The sequence below is a fragment of the Winogradskyella sp. A3E31 genome, from assembly GCF_046720935.1.
GTDB lineage: Bacteria > Bacteroidota > Bacteroidia > Flavobacteriales > Flavobacteriaceae > Winogradskyella.
The window spans coordinates 70,850-85,528 of record NZ_JBHNWH010000003.1 but is presented as its reverse complement, the minus strand read 5'-3'; the positions used below and the strand labels follow the sequence as shown (position 1 = coordinate 85,528).

The window sequence follows — 14,679 nt, the reverse complement described above, 5'->3', positions numbered from 1 at the left end:
AGTTCTCATTCTATGTTAGATACCAATGTTGATGTTTTAATTATAGGTGCAGGGCCTTCTGGTTGTGTTGCTGCTGGGTATTTGCACAAATATGGAATCGATGTTAAAGTTGTAGAAAAGAATAAGTTCCCGCGCTTCGTCATTGGGGAGAGCCTCTTGCCGAGATGCATGCATCATTTTGAAGAGGTTGACCTATTGGATTGCCTTAAAACCCAGGATTTTGAAATTAAAACTGGTGCTCGTTTTTTAAGAGGACATAATGTAGCAGAATTTGATTTTAGTAAGAAGCATACTGAAGGTTATGACTGGACATGGCAAATGCCACGAGCTGATTTTGATAAAACGCTAACAGACGAGTTAGTAAGAAGGGGAGTGGGTATTCAGTTTGAACAAGAAGTGGTAGGTGTTGAATTTGAAACTGATGGAACGTCAAAAACACAGATAAAAACTAAGGAAGGTGATGATTATGTTATAAATGCAAAGTTTATCATAGATGCTAGTGGTCATGGTCGGGTGCTACCACGATTATTAAGCCTCGACAAACCACCTGAGTTATCTCAACACTCATCAATATTTACTCATGTTAATGACAATAAAAGACCAAAAGGTAAAGAAGGATCGTTCATTACTTTTGATGTTTTAGATAAGGAATGTTGGTTATGGGTTATTCCGTTTTCAAATGGAAAAACAAGTATTGGTTATGTGTGTACTAATGACTTCCTGGATTCTTTTAAAGGCAGTAAGACAGAACGTTTGAGGAGCATGCTAAAACTTTCGGACTATTATTATGAACGTTTTAAAGATGAAGATTTTTTGTTTGAACCATGGGTGCTACAAAACCATTCAAAATCTGTGACTAAGCTTTACGGAAAAGGCTTTGCGCTAACTGGTAATAGTGCGGAATTTTTAGATCCTGTATTTTCTTCAGGTGTTACTTTTGCAACAGAATCTGGGCTTCTATCGGCTAAATTAATTACTAAAAAATTGAAAGGACAGACTGTTGATTGGGAATCTGAATATTCAGATTATATCAAAAAAGGTGTTTCAGTATTTGGATCTTATGTTAGAGAATGGTATTCAGGCCATTTACAGACTATCTTTTTTGAAGGGAATACAAACCCAGAAATTAAAAGACAGATATGTGCTGTTTTGGCGGGTTATGTGTGGGATGATACAAATCCTTTTGTAAAGAAGCACAATCGTATTATTAAAACATTGGCTACAGCAATTAAAATGGGAGTATAAATATTATGCATGCATAATAAAATTTTTATCTTTGAGGAAATTCCAACACAATGAAGTCAACCAAACTCACTGAACTTTTAAACATAAAATATCCTATTATACAAGCTCCAATGTTTTTGGTGTCTAACGTAGCCATGGTCACAGAAGCAATGAATTCAGGAATCGCAGGTTGCATCCCTGCACTAAACTACCGAACATTGGATGAATTGCGTGCTGCCATAAAAGAATTAAAAGCGAATAAAGTAGAGGTCTGCCCGCCAGATGGGCGGGGCGGATCTTTTGGGTTTAATCTTATAGTTAATAAATCCAACATTAAATATAAAGGACAGCTAGAAGTATTATGCGAAGAAGGTTGTGATTTTATAATTACGTCGTTGGGTAGTCCAGAAGAAACCATTAAACAAGCACATGCTGTTGGTATAAAGGTGTTTTGTGATGTTACGGATTTAAAGTTTGCAAAGAAGGTAGAGGATCTAGGCGCAGATGCAGCTATCGCAGTGAATAATCAAGCTGGTGGGCACCGAGGTGGTTTATCGCCGCAAGAGTTAACCAGCTTGTTAAATGATGAATTATCAATTCCGGTAATTTCTGCGGGTGGAGTAGGTTGTAAAGCCGATATAGGCAAAATGTTGAGTTATGGTGCTGCAGGTGTTTCTGTTGGAAGTCCATTTATAGCTTCTATTGAAGCCAATGTTACAGAGGATTACAAACAAGCCTGTGTTGATTATGGCGCCGATGATATTGTGATGACAGAGCGTATTTCTGGTACACCATGTACAGTTATCAATACGCCCTATGTTCAAAAGATTGGTACCAAAGCCACTTGGATAGAAAATCTGCTAAATAAAAACAGAACACTCAAAAAGTGGGTAAAAATGATTCGTTTTTCAATCGGGATGAAAGCTACAGAAAAAGCGGCCAAAAAAGCGACTTATAAAACAGTCTGGGTTGCAGGACCTAGTATTGAACATACTCAAAAAATTGAATCAACTAAACAAATTATTAACAGACTTGTTGCTTCAAATGATTAACTTGCATTAGCATATTCTAAAAATGCAGTGTTATGAAATTTTCAAATGTATATAAAGCTCTATTTCTTTTCTTTATTATTTTCGGGCTTAATAAGGCTTACACTCAAACGTCGAACACTAAGGCTCCAAAAAACGTCATTCTACTAATAGGCGATGGAACAGGGTTATCCCAAATTTCTTCTGCTTATTATTTTAAAGACAGCGAACCAAATTATAGCAGGTTTAAGCATATTGGATTAATAAAAACATCATCTTCTAGAGAGGATATTACGGACTCCGCAGCTGGTGCAACTGCATTTGCAAGTGGAATTAAAACGTATAATGGTGCCATTGGTGTTGCAGATGATTCTACCGAAGTCAAAACAATAGTTGAAATTATTTCTCGTAAAAAAATTAATACGGGTGTAATTTCTACGTCTTCAATCGTTCACGCCACACCAGCTAGCTTTTATGCACATGCATTATATAGAGGGTATTATGACGATATAGCTGTTGATCTGGTGTCTTCTGATATAGATTTCGCGGCTGGTGGCGGAAAGATGTTTTTCAATCAGCGAGAAGATGGAAAGGATTTATTTAAAGAACTTAAATCCAAAAAATTTGAATTAGATACAATAAAACTTGGAACCATTGAAGAGATTAGTAATCATAAAAAGATGGCCTATATTTTTGGGAATGAACATTTAAGACCTGCTGCTAAAGGAAGAGGAGATTATTTGCCAAGAGCAACGGAGTTAGGTTTACAGTTTTTGAGTAAAGACGAAAAAAATCCAAACTTCTTTTTAATGGTTGAAGGCTCTCAAGTAGATTGGGGAGGGCATTCTAATAATGCGGATTATTTGATTTCAGAATTAATAGATTTTGATGATGCCATAGGTAAGGCATTAGATTTTGCAAAAAAAGATGGTAATACTTTAGTTATAGTTACTGCCGATCATGAAACGGGCGGATTCACCTTATCTTCTACAATTAAAGAAACCGAAGATGGTGAAAAATATAGTGATTATGATGAAATTACAGGCACATTTTCAACAGGTGGACATTCAGCTACTTTAATTCCTGTATTCGCTTATGGCCCTGGTGCCGAGGAATTTATTGGGGTTTATGAAAATACCGAAATTTTCCATAAAATTATGAAAGTTACCGGTTGGTAATTTTTTGTAATCTCTACATGGAATTTTTTTAAGCATTGGGATTTATAAACAGAATGTTATTTATTAAGCTCAAATTCTACAAATCTGTTTAACTTGCGAGTCATCAATTAAAATTCTTGGATTATGAAATTGTTCAGACTCTCTTTACTATCACTAGTTATACTTTTTGCTTCCTGTAAAGCAACAGATTCAACTGTTAAAATGGTTGAGGAAAAACCTCAAGCCCCAAAGAATGTCATTCTTTTAATTGCTGATGGTACGGGCTTAGCGCAAATCTCTTCTGCATTTTACTATAAGGATTCTAAGCCGAATTATAGTCGTTTTAATCATATAGGGTTAATACAAACATCATCCTCGCGAGAAGATGTTACTGATTCAGCTGCAGGAGCAACTGCCTTTGCGAGCGGTATTAAAACTTATAATGGAGCTATTGGTGTTGCTGATGACTCAACGGAAGTAAAAACTATTGTAGAATTGATCTCACCCAAGAACATAAAAACAGGTGTTATCTCAACCTCTTCAGTGGTGCATGCGACTCCAGCATGTTTTTATGCGCATGCCTTAAGCAGACAATTGGTAGGTGAGATTGCTGAAGATATGGTGAATTCTGATTTAGATTTTGTTGCTGGTGGCGGAACTCGCTTTTTTTATAAACGAAGAGATGGTAAAGATCTTCTAAAAGCACTAAGAGATAAAAATTTTGCCGTTGATACAACAAACTTAAGCAGCTTTGATGATATCAAGTCAAACGAAAAAATGGCCTATATCCTTCATGAATATGATTTACCTAAAATGTCTGAAGGACGTGGAGATTTTTTACCAAATGCTACAGAACTAGGCATTCAATTCTTAAATAAAGATGCCTCTAACCCAAACTTCTTTTTAATGGTTGAAGGCTCTCAAGTGGATTGGGGTGGACATCAAAATGATACAGATTACTTAGTTTCAGAACTGATAGACTTTGATAATGCACTTGGAAAAGCCTTAGATTTTGCCGAAAAAGATGGTAATACTCTAGTTATTGTGACTGCCGACCACGAAACAGGAGGTTTTACTTTAGCCTCAACACCTAAGGAAACCGAAGACGGTAGAGAATACAGTGATTACAGTGAAATTACTGGCATGTTTTCAACAGGTGGGCATTCCGCATCACTAATTCCGGTTTTCGCATATGGTCCTGGTGCAGAGGAATTTAATGGGGTATATCAGAATAACGATATTTTCCATAAAATTATGAAAGTGACTGGGTGGAAGTAATTTTGAGTTACGAAAAATTGTATCGAGAACTAATCAGTATTTAAAATTCTGCTTCTCGATACTAATTTCATTCATATTCATTCATGAAATTCACTCGAAGTGACGAATTTTTTATAAAATTTCAACAATAAGATAAGTTTTTTCTTAGGATTTAAAGCTATTAAGTGACTGATAAGATAAATCTCTATTTGTTTGGCATCCAGTATTTTTGTAACAAATCAATATGTTTTGCTACATATAAGTAAAGACGTTTAACTTTAAAATGAAAAACTATGATTCAGTATAAAGGAGCACTCGTATTAGGCGCATTGATTGGAGCAGGAGTTGCCGTATTATTTGCACCAGACAAAGGAAGTGTTACAAGAGATAAGCTTAAGAAAGAAGGTAAGGACATTAAAAATAAACTCGTTGATGACTTTACAGAAGTTAAGGAGGACTTGTCTAAAGCAGCATCTTCAGGAAAAGACAAGCTTAAGGAAGATTTGAAGGACTTTGCTTCTAAAGCAAGTTATAAAACCGAAGAAGCGATTACCTTTTTAGAAAAGCAATTAGCTGTTTTAAAAGAAAAGAATAAAAATCTACAGCAAACCAGCTAAATGAATTTAAAAATGGTCTCTTTAATGTGGGGCCATTCTTCTTTTAAAATCCCATAGCAACAGGTGTTTCGGCGATAACCGTTTTGCATGAGTTTATCCTTCCTCAGAATACCTTCTAATGTAGCACCTATCTTTTCAACGGCTTTTCGGGATTTAATATTACGTTCATCAATACGGAATTCTACCTTTTCAAACTCTAAGGTTTCAAAAGCATACTGAAGCATTAAAAACTTCATGTTTTTATTCAGTCCGGTGCCTTGGAATTTGTGACCGATCCACGTCCAGCCAATATGTAAGACCTTATTCTTTTTATCAATAAGACCAAATCGTGTTGAGCCAGTATAAGCTTCATGTTGTTTGTCATAAATAATAAAAGGCAGTGCAACACCTGTTTTATAGTCTTCGATTGCGGTTACAACATAATTTTTAAGATGATTTGGAGTAGAAATATTTGAAGGAGAATAGTAGATAAGATCTTTCTCAAAAGCTATAGGCTCTAATAATCTATAATTATCCAGGTCTAGAGGACAGAGTTTAACACGGTCATTTTCGAGAGTCGGAATTACCATGGCTAAACCAAATTAGTTATAAAATCAACATTTACTACATGTTTGCCTTCAAAAGGTATAATCTTTACATTGTTTCCAAATAGTTCTTGCGCTCTTTCTGATTCTTCAGCAGCTCTGTCGGCAGTGATATATTCGTCTTGAGTGCCGTAGATAAGTGTCACTTTAGTATCACTACTTAAATGTTTAAAATCACCAACGACCAATTCCTTTGGAATGCCACCAGAATGCAATACCAATTGATGACATTTTAGCTGCCGTTTTACAACGTAACGCATGGCAACACTGACACCCTGTGAATAGCCAAAAACAATTAAGTTTAGGTGCTCAGGAATGTTCTCAGCTTCAAAAACGGCATCGAAATAATTCATGATGTTTTCAGTGCCAGCCTCAGTATTATCGCGTGTTAACCAGTTGGCACCGACATGCATCTTTGGTTGAATGTAATACTTACTGGGTGCTTGTGGTGCTATGATGTAGTTTTCATTTGTATCTAAAGATTTAAAATACTTCAAAAAATAGCGACTTAAATAGCCCATACCATGGCAGACAAACCAAACCGTTTTTGTTTTAGATGTTAGTGTGTTTAAAGTAGAGTAGCTGTTGGTTGTTTTGTAACTGATTTCTTTTTCTTCAAAATCCATTTTTCCTTGTAGTTTCAGTATTTTTGTGATGGAATAAATGTACTGTATTTATGCAAATATCTAAAGAAGAACTGCTGAAGAAAGCTAATGAGCAATGTAAAAACACTTTGTTGGAAACTCTAGAGATAGAGATGATAGATTTTGGGGACGATTACTTGGTAGCGCGTATGCCAGTAACACCAAAAGTACATCAACCCGATGGTGTTTTACACGGAGGAGCAACAGTAGCATTAGCTGAAAGTACAGGTAGTTTTGCAGCCCACCTTTTTATTGATGTCGAAAAATATTTTGTGCGTGGTATTGAGATTACTGCCAATCACGTGAAAGGTGTTAGTGAAGGCTTTGTCTATGCAAAAGCAAAGTTTTTGCATAAGGGGCGTACGACACAATTGTTTGAAATTAAAGTGACAGATGATAACGACAATTTAATTTCCTTCTGTAAATTATCCACTATAGCCTTGCCAAAACAAAAGTAATGAGGGGTGCCGAGGATTTATTTGAAGCTTTAGAAAACCACTACAAGCAAGGACTACCTTTCGTAGTTTACAGTAGACCTATAAATTCTGTTATAAAGTCGTGGCTTCAAAAGGATGATGCAGTTTATGAGACTTCCGATTTCACAGAGAGCGGATTTGTCTTTGCCCCATTTGATCTTAATAATAAAACCATTCTGTTTAAAGACACTAACGCTGAGCATTACAGTATTGAAGTTGACCATTTAGAAGTTGTTGATGCCTCAGAAACTTCGGTTACTGAACCCGAAAAGTCAAGAAGCAGTCATATTCGATTGATTGAAGAGGGGATTGAAGATATTGAAAACAATAGATTTAAAAAGATTGTTTTATCACGGCATATTACTGTGGATGTAAAAGACGCCAATCCTTTTCAAATTTTTAAACGACTTTTTAATACCTATAAAAATGCAATGGTGTATTGCTGGTATCATCCAAAAGTTGGTCTTTGGTTGGGTGCGACACCAGAATTATTATTTAAGGTTGAAGGTCTTAATGTTACAACCATATCATTGGCAGGAACTAAGCCCTATGACGAAAACAATACTGAGCAATGGACACCTAAAGAAAGAGAAGAACAGAAAATTGTTACAGATTATATTGACAATCAATTGCGACCGTTTAGTAAATCTGTAGCCATTAAGAATGTAGAAACGGTAAGAGCAGGGAGTTTAATCCACCTTAAGACCAGAATTTTGGCGCGGTTAGAATCTTCAAACTTTAAACTGAAATCAATTATCAACGCTTTGCATCCAACTCCTGCAGTATGTGGCTTCCCGAAGGATGCTACCCAGCAGTTTATAAGCTCAAAGGAAAATTATAACCGTGAGTTTTATACTGGGTTTTTAGGAGAGCTTAATTTAATAGTAAGCAATACTAGAAACAGTAATAGAAAAAATGTTGAAAACAATGCCTATAAAACGGTAAAGCGATGCTCAAATTTTTATGTTAATTTGCGCTGTATGCAGATAAAGAATTCTTCAGCAATTCTATATGTTGGTGGTGGAATTACAAAAGACTCAATTCCTGAAGACGAGTGGCAAGAAACCGTTGCAAAAAGTAAAACAATGCTGAAAGTACTATAAAAACGTTGTGCCCTTTTTGTATCTTCGTTGTCTTTATGAAGTATTCTAAAATTCCATTGTCACAAACAGTTGTTTCGCTCTGTAAGGAACATCAGATTGAACATATAATAATTTCCCCAGGAAGCAGAAATGCACCATTAACTATTGGTTTTACCAATGATCCATATTTTAAATGCTACAGTATTGTAGATGAGCGCTGTGCGGCTTTTTTTGCATTGGGAATTGCCCAACAAACACAAAAGCCAGTAGCACTGGTTTGCACGTCTGGTAGTGCATTGCTCAATTATTACCCTGCAATTGCTGAGGCCTATTATAGTCAAATTCCGTTAGTGGTCTTATCGGCAGATAGACCTAAACATCTTATCGATATTGGAGACGGACAGACGATAAAACAGAATGATGTTTATGGAGAGCATGTTGTTTTTAGCTCAGACTTAAAACTCGATTTAAAAGATGATTTTAAGTTGTCCAAGGACGAAGAGATTCCGATGATAAAAAATCTGGAAAACAAGCTCGAACGTTTTTTAGGTATCCAAAAAGACATTCAATCGTATAATGAGACTGAGATGCATTCAGCTTTAGATTCTGCAGAGACACTTTCTGGGCCAGTTCATTTGAATATTCCATTTGACGAGCCATTGTATGAAACGGTAGAAAAGCTTCAAATTCAAACAAAAAAATATAAGAGAGAGGAAAAAGAAACTAAGATTGATGAGGCCGAATTAGAGGATTGCATCACCACATGGCACTCCGCAAAACGAAAATTGGTGTTGGTTGGGGTTTTACAACCAAATAGTATAGAAAAACAATGGATTGAAGAGTTGGCAAATGATGATAGTGTTATTGTGTTTACTGAAACGACTTCTAATTTGCACCACCAAGACTTTTTTCCTGGCATAGATAAAATAATTGCTCCATTAAGTCATGACGGTTTTAAATCACTTCAGCCAGACATTGTATTAACGTTTGGTGGATTGGTTGTTTCTAAAAAGGTGAAGGCCTTTTTGCGGAAATATCAACCAAAAGAGCATTGGCATGTAGACACCAACAAGGCAAATGATACATTTTTTTGTCTCACAAAGCATTTGAGAGTTGATCCTAATTGGTTTTTTTCAAAATTTTTCTCAAGAGTAACACATAATATTAAAAGTGATTACAAACGGAGTTGGTTGGGGACGAGGAAGCATCGTCGAAAAATGCAAAAGGCGTATTTAGAAACCATACCGTTTAGTGATTTTTCAGTTTTTGATGCCATTTTATCGAGATTACCGCAGCCAAGTCAGCTTCAGGTGGGTAATAGTTCAGCAATACGGTATACGCAATTATTTCAAATTCATAAAAGTATAAATGTATTCTGTAATCGTGGTACAAGTGGCATTGATGGGTCAACGAGTACTGCCATTGGTGCAGCAATTGTTTCAAATAAACCAACAACATTTATCACTGGAGATTTGAGTTTTTTTTACGATAGCAACGCACTTTGGAATAACTACATACCAAAGGATTTTAGAATTATTGTAATTAATAATGAAGGTGGTGGTATTTTTAGAATTTTACCGGGGCATAAAAACACAGAAAACTTTGATACTTATTTTGAAACCAAGCATAACCTAAATGCCTCACAATTGTGCAGTATGTTCGGTTTTGACTATTACTCTGCCAATAATTCAGAAAAACTCAGTACTCATTTAAAGACGTTTTATGAAGTCACTGACCGTCCAAAATTGTTGGAAGTTTTCACACCTTCAAGAATAAACGATGAAGTTCTTTTAAATTATTTTGAATTTATAAAGTGAAATTAACCTTATGCTAACAGTAAAACTCAAAATGTCGGAATAAAAATTGATTATCTTTAATGCAATTAAAAATAAAACCTATTAATTATGAGTAAACGAGACGAACTTATCATAAAATACGCAGCTGATTTAAAAGATAAATTTGGGGTAAATCCTGATATGGGTTTATTAACCAAAGTCACTGTTGGATTAGGTCCTTCTATATATAATGCGGATTCCTCTACGGTATCTGGGTCTGATGATAGTGAATTAGAAACTGTAAAGAATAATTTTTTAATAAAGAAATTAGGGCTTAGTGAAAACGATGGCCTGGATGCTGCTATTAGTTCCGTTATAGAAAAGTACGGTAAATCTAACAGAAGTAAATATAGAGCTGTAATTTATTATATGTTGACTAAGCACTTTAACAAGGAATCTGTTTATTCTTAAAATTATAATAACATATAAAACGACGCTATAGCTCTTTGGTTATGGCGTTTTTTATTTCTAAAAATATACATTTTTCATCACCACATATTCATACCTTTGCATCATGATTAAATTAGGAGAATATAATAATCTTGAGATTCTTCGAGATACAGAGCCAGGCTTATTTTTAGGCGACAATGAAGATAATGAAGTATTGTTGCCAAATAGGTATGTTCCAAAATCCTTTGAGATTGGAGATACCATTAAGGTATTTGTTTATTTAGATAATGAAGAACGGCCAGTAGCAACAACAGATCAACCTTTTATAACAAAAGGGGACTTTGCCGTTTTAAGATGCAATGCTGTAACTAAATTTGGAGCGTTTTTGGATTGGGGCTTGGTCAAGGAATTGTTCTGTCCATTTAAGGAGCAGGCCTTTAAGATGAAAAAAGGGGGCTGGTACTTGGTGTATTGTTACCTTGATGAAGAAACAGATAGGTTAGTGGCCTCAAGTAAAACCAATCACTTTTTGGACAACACAAATTTAGAAGTCGCTCAATTTGATGAGGTGGACTTAATTGTATCTCATCCTTCAGAAATGGGTATGAACGTCATCGTTAATAAAAAGCATTTAGGCTTAGTATTCAAAGACGATATCTACAAGGATATCAGTGTTGGAGACCAACTAAAGGGTATTGTTAAAAAAGTACGACCAGATAACAAGTTGGATATTTCCTTATCCCAAATAGGTTATAGAAACATTGAGCCTAATGCCGAATTTATTTTAAACGAACTACAAGACAATAGTGGTTTTATACCATTGCACGATAAGTCATCACCGGAAGATATTAAAACCCAACTGCAAATGAGTAAAAAGAGCTTTAAAAAAGCTATTGGCTCATTGTATAAAGAACGGCAAATTGAGATTAAAGATGATGGTATTTATCTAAAGTAATTACTGCAATTCTTTTTCAGAATTTACAATACCTATGACCCAGTTTTGAGCTGATTCTAAATCTTTAAAGATTTCTCTATTGAAGTTGAAAAATTGATTCTCAATTTCAAAAATCCCCTTTCCAAACAGCGTGTTGCATACCACGGCATAGGCTTTTAAATTTGGAAAACTCTTGTTGAAACTTGTGGCGTCGGTTAAATTTATTGAATAATTATTTTTGCGATGTGCAATAAAGCCAAAAGGGCGATCTTCAAAAATTGATGTTATTAAAGTCCTTGATTCGGAAAAATTATCAAAAGTAATGTGTACTCCTTCATTAAATTCTGCAACCACAAAGTCCTCATAAAAATAGAGTTTGCCCATTTTCATTTCATATTCCATGAGCATATTAAAAGAAGATACGTCAATTTTCATTTTTCTTTTTCAATTTAAGGGCTGCAAAAATAATGCGTAACTATAGTTTTTTAGTTACGTTTTTAATGTTTAACAATTTTAACAAGTTAATATGTGAAAATCACGTATTACATTGCAGTATTCTTAATAAAGCAAGAGAAAGTTTATATCTTATATTAATGTTTTAAAATCAAAACGTTAAGTGTTTTTTTAAACTATGCTGTTGTATTTTAAATATTGATTGTATTTAATGAGGTTTGGTGTGTGTATGTAGTGGTAAATACAATTTTAGCGTCAATTTTTAAAAGCCTAGAAAAAACCATTATTATCTGTATTTTTACACTGTTAAAATTAACACCTATGAGTAAAATTCAATGGGTTACTGTAAAGACCTATGAAGACATCACCTATCAAAAATGTGATGGTGTAGCACGTATAGCTTTTAACCGTCCAGACGTTCGGAATGCCTTTAGACCAAAAACGACAAGTGAGCTTTATGATGCGTTTTATGATGCCAATGAAGATGTAAATATTGGAGTTGTACTATTAAGTGCTGAAGGGCCATCGACTAAAGATGGGATTTGGAGTTTTTGCTCTGGTGGTGACCAAAAAGCAAGAGGGCACCAAGGGTATGTTGGGGATGATGGTTATCATCGCTTAAATATTTTAGAGGTACAACGCCTAATTCGTTTTATGCCTAAGGCTGTTATTGCAGTAGTACCAGGTTGGGCAGTCGGTGGTGGACATAGTTTACATGTGGTTTGTGATTTAACATTGGCCAGTAAGGAGCATGCTATTTTTAAGCAGACAGATGCAGATGTCACTAGTTTTGATGGAGGTTATGGCTCTGCTTATTTGGCAAAAATGGTCGGTCAGAAAAAAGCACGGGAAATTTTCTTTTTAGGAAGAAACTATTCAGCTCAGGAAGCTTATGAAATGGGTATGGTGAATGCCGTTATTCCACATAATGATTTAGAAAATACAGCTTTTGAGTGGGCACAAGAAATCTTAGCTAAATCACCAACCTCAATAAAGATGTTGAAGTTTGCCATGAATTTAACGGATGATGGCATGGTTGGTCAACAAGTATTTGCTGGCGAAGCGACTCGATTAGCATATATGACAGATGAGGCAAAAGAAGGACGAGATGCTTTTCTAGAAAAAAGAAAACCTAACTTTCCAAAAAAGTGGATTCCATAAACTAAGCTTAACTTAATGAAAAAAATAAAACCGTGGCTCTCGGCCATGCGCTTAAGAACCTTACCACTTTCAGTTTCAGGAATAATTATTGGAACCTGTTTAGCAGCATACAACGGTAGATTTAATATATGGGTTTTAATATTAGCTATTATAACAACAGTAAGCTTACAGATACTATCTAACCTAGCTAACGATTATGGTGATGGTGTTAGAGGTACCGATAATGATGATAGGCAAGGACCTAAGCGGGCCATTCAAAGTGGTGAGCTGACACCAGAAGAAGTGTTTGAAGGTATAAAGAAGAACATCTTAGTGGTTATATTTTCCACTCTGGCTTTAATTTATGCCGCTTTTGGGCACACCAATTTTCAATATGTTTTATTGTTTGTGTTTTTGGGCGGACTATGTGTTTATGCGGCTTTAAACTATACGATGGGTGATTCTCCTTATGGCTATAGAGCATTAGGTGATATTTTTGTGTTTATCTTTTTTGGTGGAGTTTCGGTTTTGGGTACTTATTTGCTGAATGTAAGAACGATTGACCATATTGTCTATTTGCCTGCAACAGCTTTGGGACTTTTAAGTGTTGGTGTTTTGAACCTCAATAATATGAGAGACATTCAATCTGATGAAAAAGCAGGAAAGATAACGTTTGCCGTAAAATTAGGATTGAAATGGGCAAAGCGCTACCACTATTTTCTAATTGTAAGTGGAATGATAATTGGGCTCTTGTTCAGTATTTTATATTATGTTGAGCCGTATAACTTTATATTTTTATTGAGTTATATACCACTTTGTATTCATATAAAGAAAATTTACAACGCTGAAAAACCACAAGATTTCGATAGTCAACTTAAGATTTTGGCATTGACCACATTTTTATTTTCTATTTTGTTAGGTGTCGGTTATTTATTGCGTTAGGGTTTTTCTCTTGAGTCTAGCCATTCTTCTCGTAATTGACTAGAGGTTTTACCTGTTCCGTCATGTTTCCAACCAGGTGGTTTAAACAAATAATTAATACGTTCTAAAACACTTTTACGTCCACTGAACCCATCTTTAAACATCAGCCACCATTCTACGAATGCAATTTTTACAGGATTGTATGTGTCAATATTTTTAACAAGACCGTAGTTTAAGGGTATTGATTTTAATTCGGGTTGAAAGGTGCCAAAGAGTTTATCCCATATAATAAGTATCCCTGCATGGTTTCGGTCAAGGTAAATAGGATTACTTCCATGATGTACACGATGATGTGATGGTGTATTAAAAACGGCTTCAAACCATTTCGGCATTTTGTCAATGGTTTCTGTGTGTATCCAAAACTGGTATAAAAGACTAATGGACATCTGTAGTAGTATCATTCCAGGATGAAACCCTAATACAGGCAGCCATAACCAAAAAATAAAAGTATAGAAACCACCAGACCATGTTTGTCTTAACGCTGTACTAAGGTTATAGTGTTGAGACGAATGGTGCACTACATGAGAAGCCCAAAATAACCGACATTGGTGAGATATACGATGAAACCAATAGTACGAAAAATCATCTAAGAAAAACAACAACAGAAAGCCCCATGGGTTTATGGGGATTGTAAATAGTCTAAAATTATCATAAACAAAAAAGAAGACTAATAACACCAAAGCTTTGCTAAAGATGCCCAAGAAAACATTTCCTAAGCCCATTGAGATAGAGGCAAAGGTGTCATTGGTGGTATAGGTCGTTTTATTCTGTTTTAGAGTCACATAAAACTCTAATAACATGGCTAAAATAAAGACCGGAATTGCATAGAGAATAATGTTTGGAAAATCGGGCATTTTACTTCGCTAACAAGGGTTCA

16 protein-coding genes are annotated in these 14,679 nt (G+C 35.2%); 12 read left to right on the top strand and 4 right to left on the bottom strand.

The genetic code is table 11. The annotated features are described in order from the left end of the window. Window positions 1-12: 12 nt before the first annotated feature. The 5 genes from ACFEMA_RS04820 (at window position 13) to ACFEMA_RS04800 (ending at window position 5,283) form a co-directional block, all read left to right on the top strand. Window positions 13-1,245 (top strand): NAD(P)/FAD-dependent oxidoreductase, encoded by a 1,233-nt coding sequence (locus ACFEMA_RS04820; protein ID WP_411766902.1) that lies wholly within the window; start codon window positions 13-15, stop codon window positions 1,243-1,245. Between the two features lie 50 nt (window positions 1,246-1,295). Then, window positions 1,296-2,276, top strand: coding sequence for an NAD(P)H-dependent flavin oxidoreductase (locus tag ACFEMA_RS04815; RefSeq protein ID WP_411766901.1), 981 nt, complete (start codon window positions 1,296-1,298; stop codon window positions 2,274-2,276). A 32-nt stretch (window positions 2,277-2,308) separates the two neighbouring features. Then, window positions 2,309-3,430 carry an alkaline phosphatase gene (locus ACFEMA_RS04810; protein WP_411766900.1) on the top strand — a complete coding sequence of 374 codons (1,122 nt, stop codon included), beginning with the start codon at window positions 2,309-2,311 and terminating at the stop codon, window positions 3,428-3,430. Between the two features lie 123 nt (window positions 3,431-3,553). After that, window positions 3,554-4,687 (top strand): alkaline phosphatase, encoded by a 1,134-nt coding sequence (locus tag ACFEMA_RS04805; protein ID WP_411766899.1) that lies wholly within the window; start codon window positions 3,554-3,556, stop codon window positions 4,685-4,687. A 272-nt stretch (window positions 4,688-4,959) separates the two neighbouring features. Further along, window positions 4,960-5,283: a YtxH domain-containing protein gene (locus ACFEMA_RS04800; protein WP_411766897.1), complete on the top strand. Its 324-nt coding sequence runs from the start codon at window positions 4,960-4,962 to the stop codon at window positions 5,281-5,283. Here the strand turns inward: ACFEMA_RS04800 and ACFEMA_RS04795 are convergent. Continuing rightward, window positions 5,280-5,852 carry a GNAT family N-acetyltransferase gene (locus ACFEMA_RS04795; RefSeq protein ID WP_411766896.1) on the bottom strand — a complete coding sequence of 191 codons (573 nt, stop codon included), beginning with the start codon at window positions 5,850-5,852 and terminating at the stop codon, window positions 5,280-5,282. The genes ACFEMA_RS04800 and ACFEMA_RS04795 overlap by 4 nt on opposite strands. Window positions 5,853-5,854: 2 nt before the next feature. Further along, entirely contained in the window at window positions 5,855-6,493 is a 639-nt protein-coding gene (locus ACFEMA_RS04790; RefSeq protein ID WP_411766895.1) for an alpha/beta hydrolase, read from the bottom strand. A 50-nt stretch (window positions 6,494-6,543) separates the two neighbouring features. On the opposite strand from ACFEMA_RS04790, the gene ACFEMA_RS04785 reads away from it, so the two are divergent. From ACFEMA_RS04785 to ACFEMA_RS04765, 5 genes are all read left to right on the top strand, one after another. Then, window positions 6,544-6,969: a PaaI family thioesterase gene (locus tag ACFEMA_RS04785; RefSeq protein WP_411766894.1), complete on the top strand. Its 426-nt coding sequence runs from the start codon at window positions 6,544-6,546 to the stop codon at window positions 6,967-6,969. Further along, the gene (locus ACFEMA_RS04780; protein ID WP_411766893.1) at window positions 6,969-8,090 is read left to right on the top strand and encodes a chorismate-binding protein; all 1,122 of its coding nucleotides are present in this window, start codon (window positions 6,969-6,971) and stop codon (window positions 8,088-8,090) included. Before ACFEMA_RS04785 ends, ACFEMA_RS04780 begins: the two co-directional genes overlap by 1 nt. A 35-nt stretch (window positions 8,091-8,125) precedes the next feature. Next, a complete protein-coding gene (gene menD, locus ACFEMA_RS04775; protein ID WP_411766892.1) occupies window positions 8,126-9,886 on the top strand; it encodes a 2-succinyl-5-enolpyruvyl-6-hydroxy-3-cyclohexene-1-carboxylate synthase in 1,761 nt (586 codons plus the stop codon). Window positions 9,887-9,973: 87 nt separating this feature from the next. Then, window positions 9,974-10,315 carry a DUF2853 family protein gene (locus tag ACFEMA_RS04770; RefSeq protein WP_411766891.1) on the top strand — a complete coding sequence of 114 codons (342 nt, stop codon included), beginning with the start codon at window positions 9,974-9,976 and terminating at the stop codon, window positions 10,313-10,315. 103 nt (window positions 10,316-10,418) lie between these two features. Continuing rightward, window positions 10,419-11,249, top strand: a complete 831-nt coding sequence (locus ACFEMA_RS04765) for a S1 RNA-binding domain-containing protein (RefSeq protein ID WP_411766890.1) — start codon at window positions 10,419-10,421, stop codon at window positions 11,247-11,249. On the opposite strand, the gene ACFEMA_RS04760 is transcribed toward ACFEMA_RS04765, so the two are convergent. Then, complete coding sequence (locus ACFEMA_RS04760; RefSeq protein ID WP_411766889.1) at window positions 11,250-11,663, bottom strand: hypothetical protein; 414 nt, start codon at window positions 11,661-11,663, stop codon at window positions 11,250-11,252. 339 nt (window positions 11,664-12,002) lie between these two features. On the opposite strand from ACFEMA_RS04760, the gene ACFEMA_RS04755 reads away from it, so the two are divergent. Then, complete coding sequence (locus ACFEMA_RS04755; protein ID WP_411766888.1) at window positions 12,003-12,842, top strand: 1,4-dihydroxy-2-naphthoyl-CoA synthase; 840 nt, start codon at window positions 12,003-12,005, stop codon at window positions 12,840-12,842. A gap of 15 nt (window positions 12,843-12,857) precedes the next feature. Beyond that, complete coding sequence (menA, locus tag ACFEMA_RS04750) at window positions 12,858-13,763, top strand: 1,4-dihydroxy-2-naphthoate octaprenyltransferase (RefSeq protein ID WP_411766887.1); 906 nt, start codon at window positions 12,858-12,860, stop codon at window positions 13,761-13,763. Here menA and ACFEMA_RS04745 read toward each other — a convergent pair. Next, window positions 13,760-14,656: a sterol desaturase family protein gene (locus tag ACFEMA_RS04745; protein WP_411766885.1), complete on the bottom strand. Its 897-nt coding sequence runs from the start codon at window positions 14,654-14,656 to the stop codon at window positions 13,760-13,762. The two genes, menA and ACFEMA_RS04745, sit on opposite strands and share 4 nt — an antisense overlap. Between the last annotated feature and the right edge of the window lie 23 nt (window positions 14,657-14,679).

What these genes read in the sequence shown, in the direction of transcription:
- ACFEMA_RS04820 (WP_411766902.1), top strand. Translation starts at nt 13, where the DNA reads ATGTTAGATACCAATGTTGATGTTTTAATTATAGGTGCAGGGCCTTCT.
- ACFEMA_RS04815 (WP_411766901.1), top strand. Translation starts at nt 1,296, where the DNA reads ATGAAGTCAACCAAACTCACTGAACTTTTAAACATAAAATATCCTATT.
- ACFEMA_RS04810 (WP_411766900.1), top strand. Translation starts at nt 2,309, where the DNA reads ATGAAATTTTCAAATGTATATAAAGCTCTATTTCTTTTCTTTATTATT.
- ACFEMA_RS04805 (WP_411766899.1), top strand. Translation starts at nt 3,554, where the DNA reads ATGAAATTGTTCAGACTCTCTTTACTATCACTAGTTATACTTTTTGCT.
- ACFEMA_RS04800 (WP_411766897.1), top strand. Translation starts at nt 4,960, where the DNA reads ATGATTCAGTATAAAGGAGCACTCGTATTAGGCGCATTGATTGGAGCA.
- ACFEMA_RS04795 (WP_411766896.1), bottom strand. Translation starts at nt 5,852, where the DNA reads ATGGTAATTCCGACTCTCGAAAATGACCGTGTTAAACTCTGTCCTCTA.
- ACFEMA_RS04790 (WP_411766895.1), bottom strand. Translation starts at nt 6,493, where the DNA reads ATGGATTTTGAAGAAAAAGAAATCAGTTACAAAACAACCAACAGCTAC.
- ACFEMA_RS04785 (WP_411766894.1), top strand. Translation starts at nt 6,544, where the DNA reads ATGCAAATATCTAAAGAAGAACTGCTGAAGAAAGCTAATGAGCAATGT.
- ACFEMA_RS04780 (WP_411766893.1), top strand. Translation starts at nt 6,969, where the DNA reads ATGAGGGGTGCCGAGGATTTATTTGAAGCTTTAGAAAACCACTACAAG.
- menD (WP_411766892.1), top strand. Translation starts at nt 8,126, where the DNA reads ATGAAGTATTCTAAAATTCCATTGTCACAAACAGTTGTTTCGCTCTGT.
- ACFEMA_RS04770 (WP_411766891.1), top strand. Translation starts at nt 9,974, where the DNA reads ATGAGTAAACGAGACGAACTTATCATAAAATACGCAGCTGATTTAAAA.
- ACFEMA_RS04765 (WP_411766890.1), top strand. Translation starts at nt 10,419, where the DNA reads ATGATTAAATTAGGAGAATATAATAATCTTGAGATTCTTCGAGATACA.
- ACFEMA_RS04760 (WP_411766889.1), bottom strand. Translation starts at nt 11,663, where the DNA reads ATGAAAATTGACGTATCTTCTTTTAATATGCTCATGGAATATGAAATG.
- ACFEMA_RS04755 (WP_411766888.1), top strand. Translation starts at nt 12,003, where the DNA reads ATGAGTAAAATTCAATGGGTTACTGTAAAGACCTATGAAGACATCACC.
- menA (WP_411766887.1), top strand. Translation starts at nt 12,858, where the DNA reads ATGAAAAAAATAAAACCGTGGCTCTCGGCCATGCGCTTAAGAACCTTA.
- ACFEMA_RS04745 (WP_411766885.1), bottom strand. Translation starts at nt 14,656, where the DNA reads ATGCCCGATTTTCCAAACATTATTCTCTATGCAATTCCGGTCTTTATT.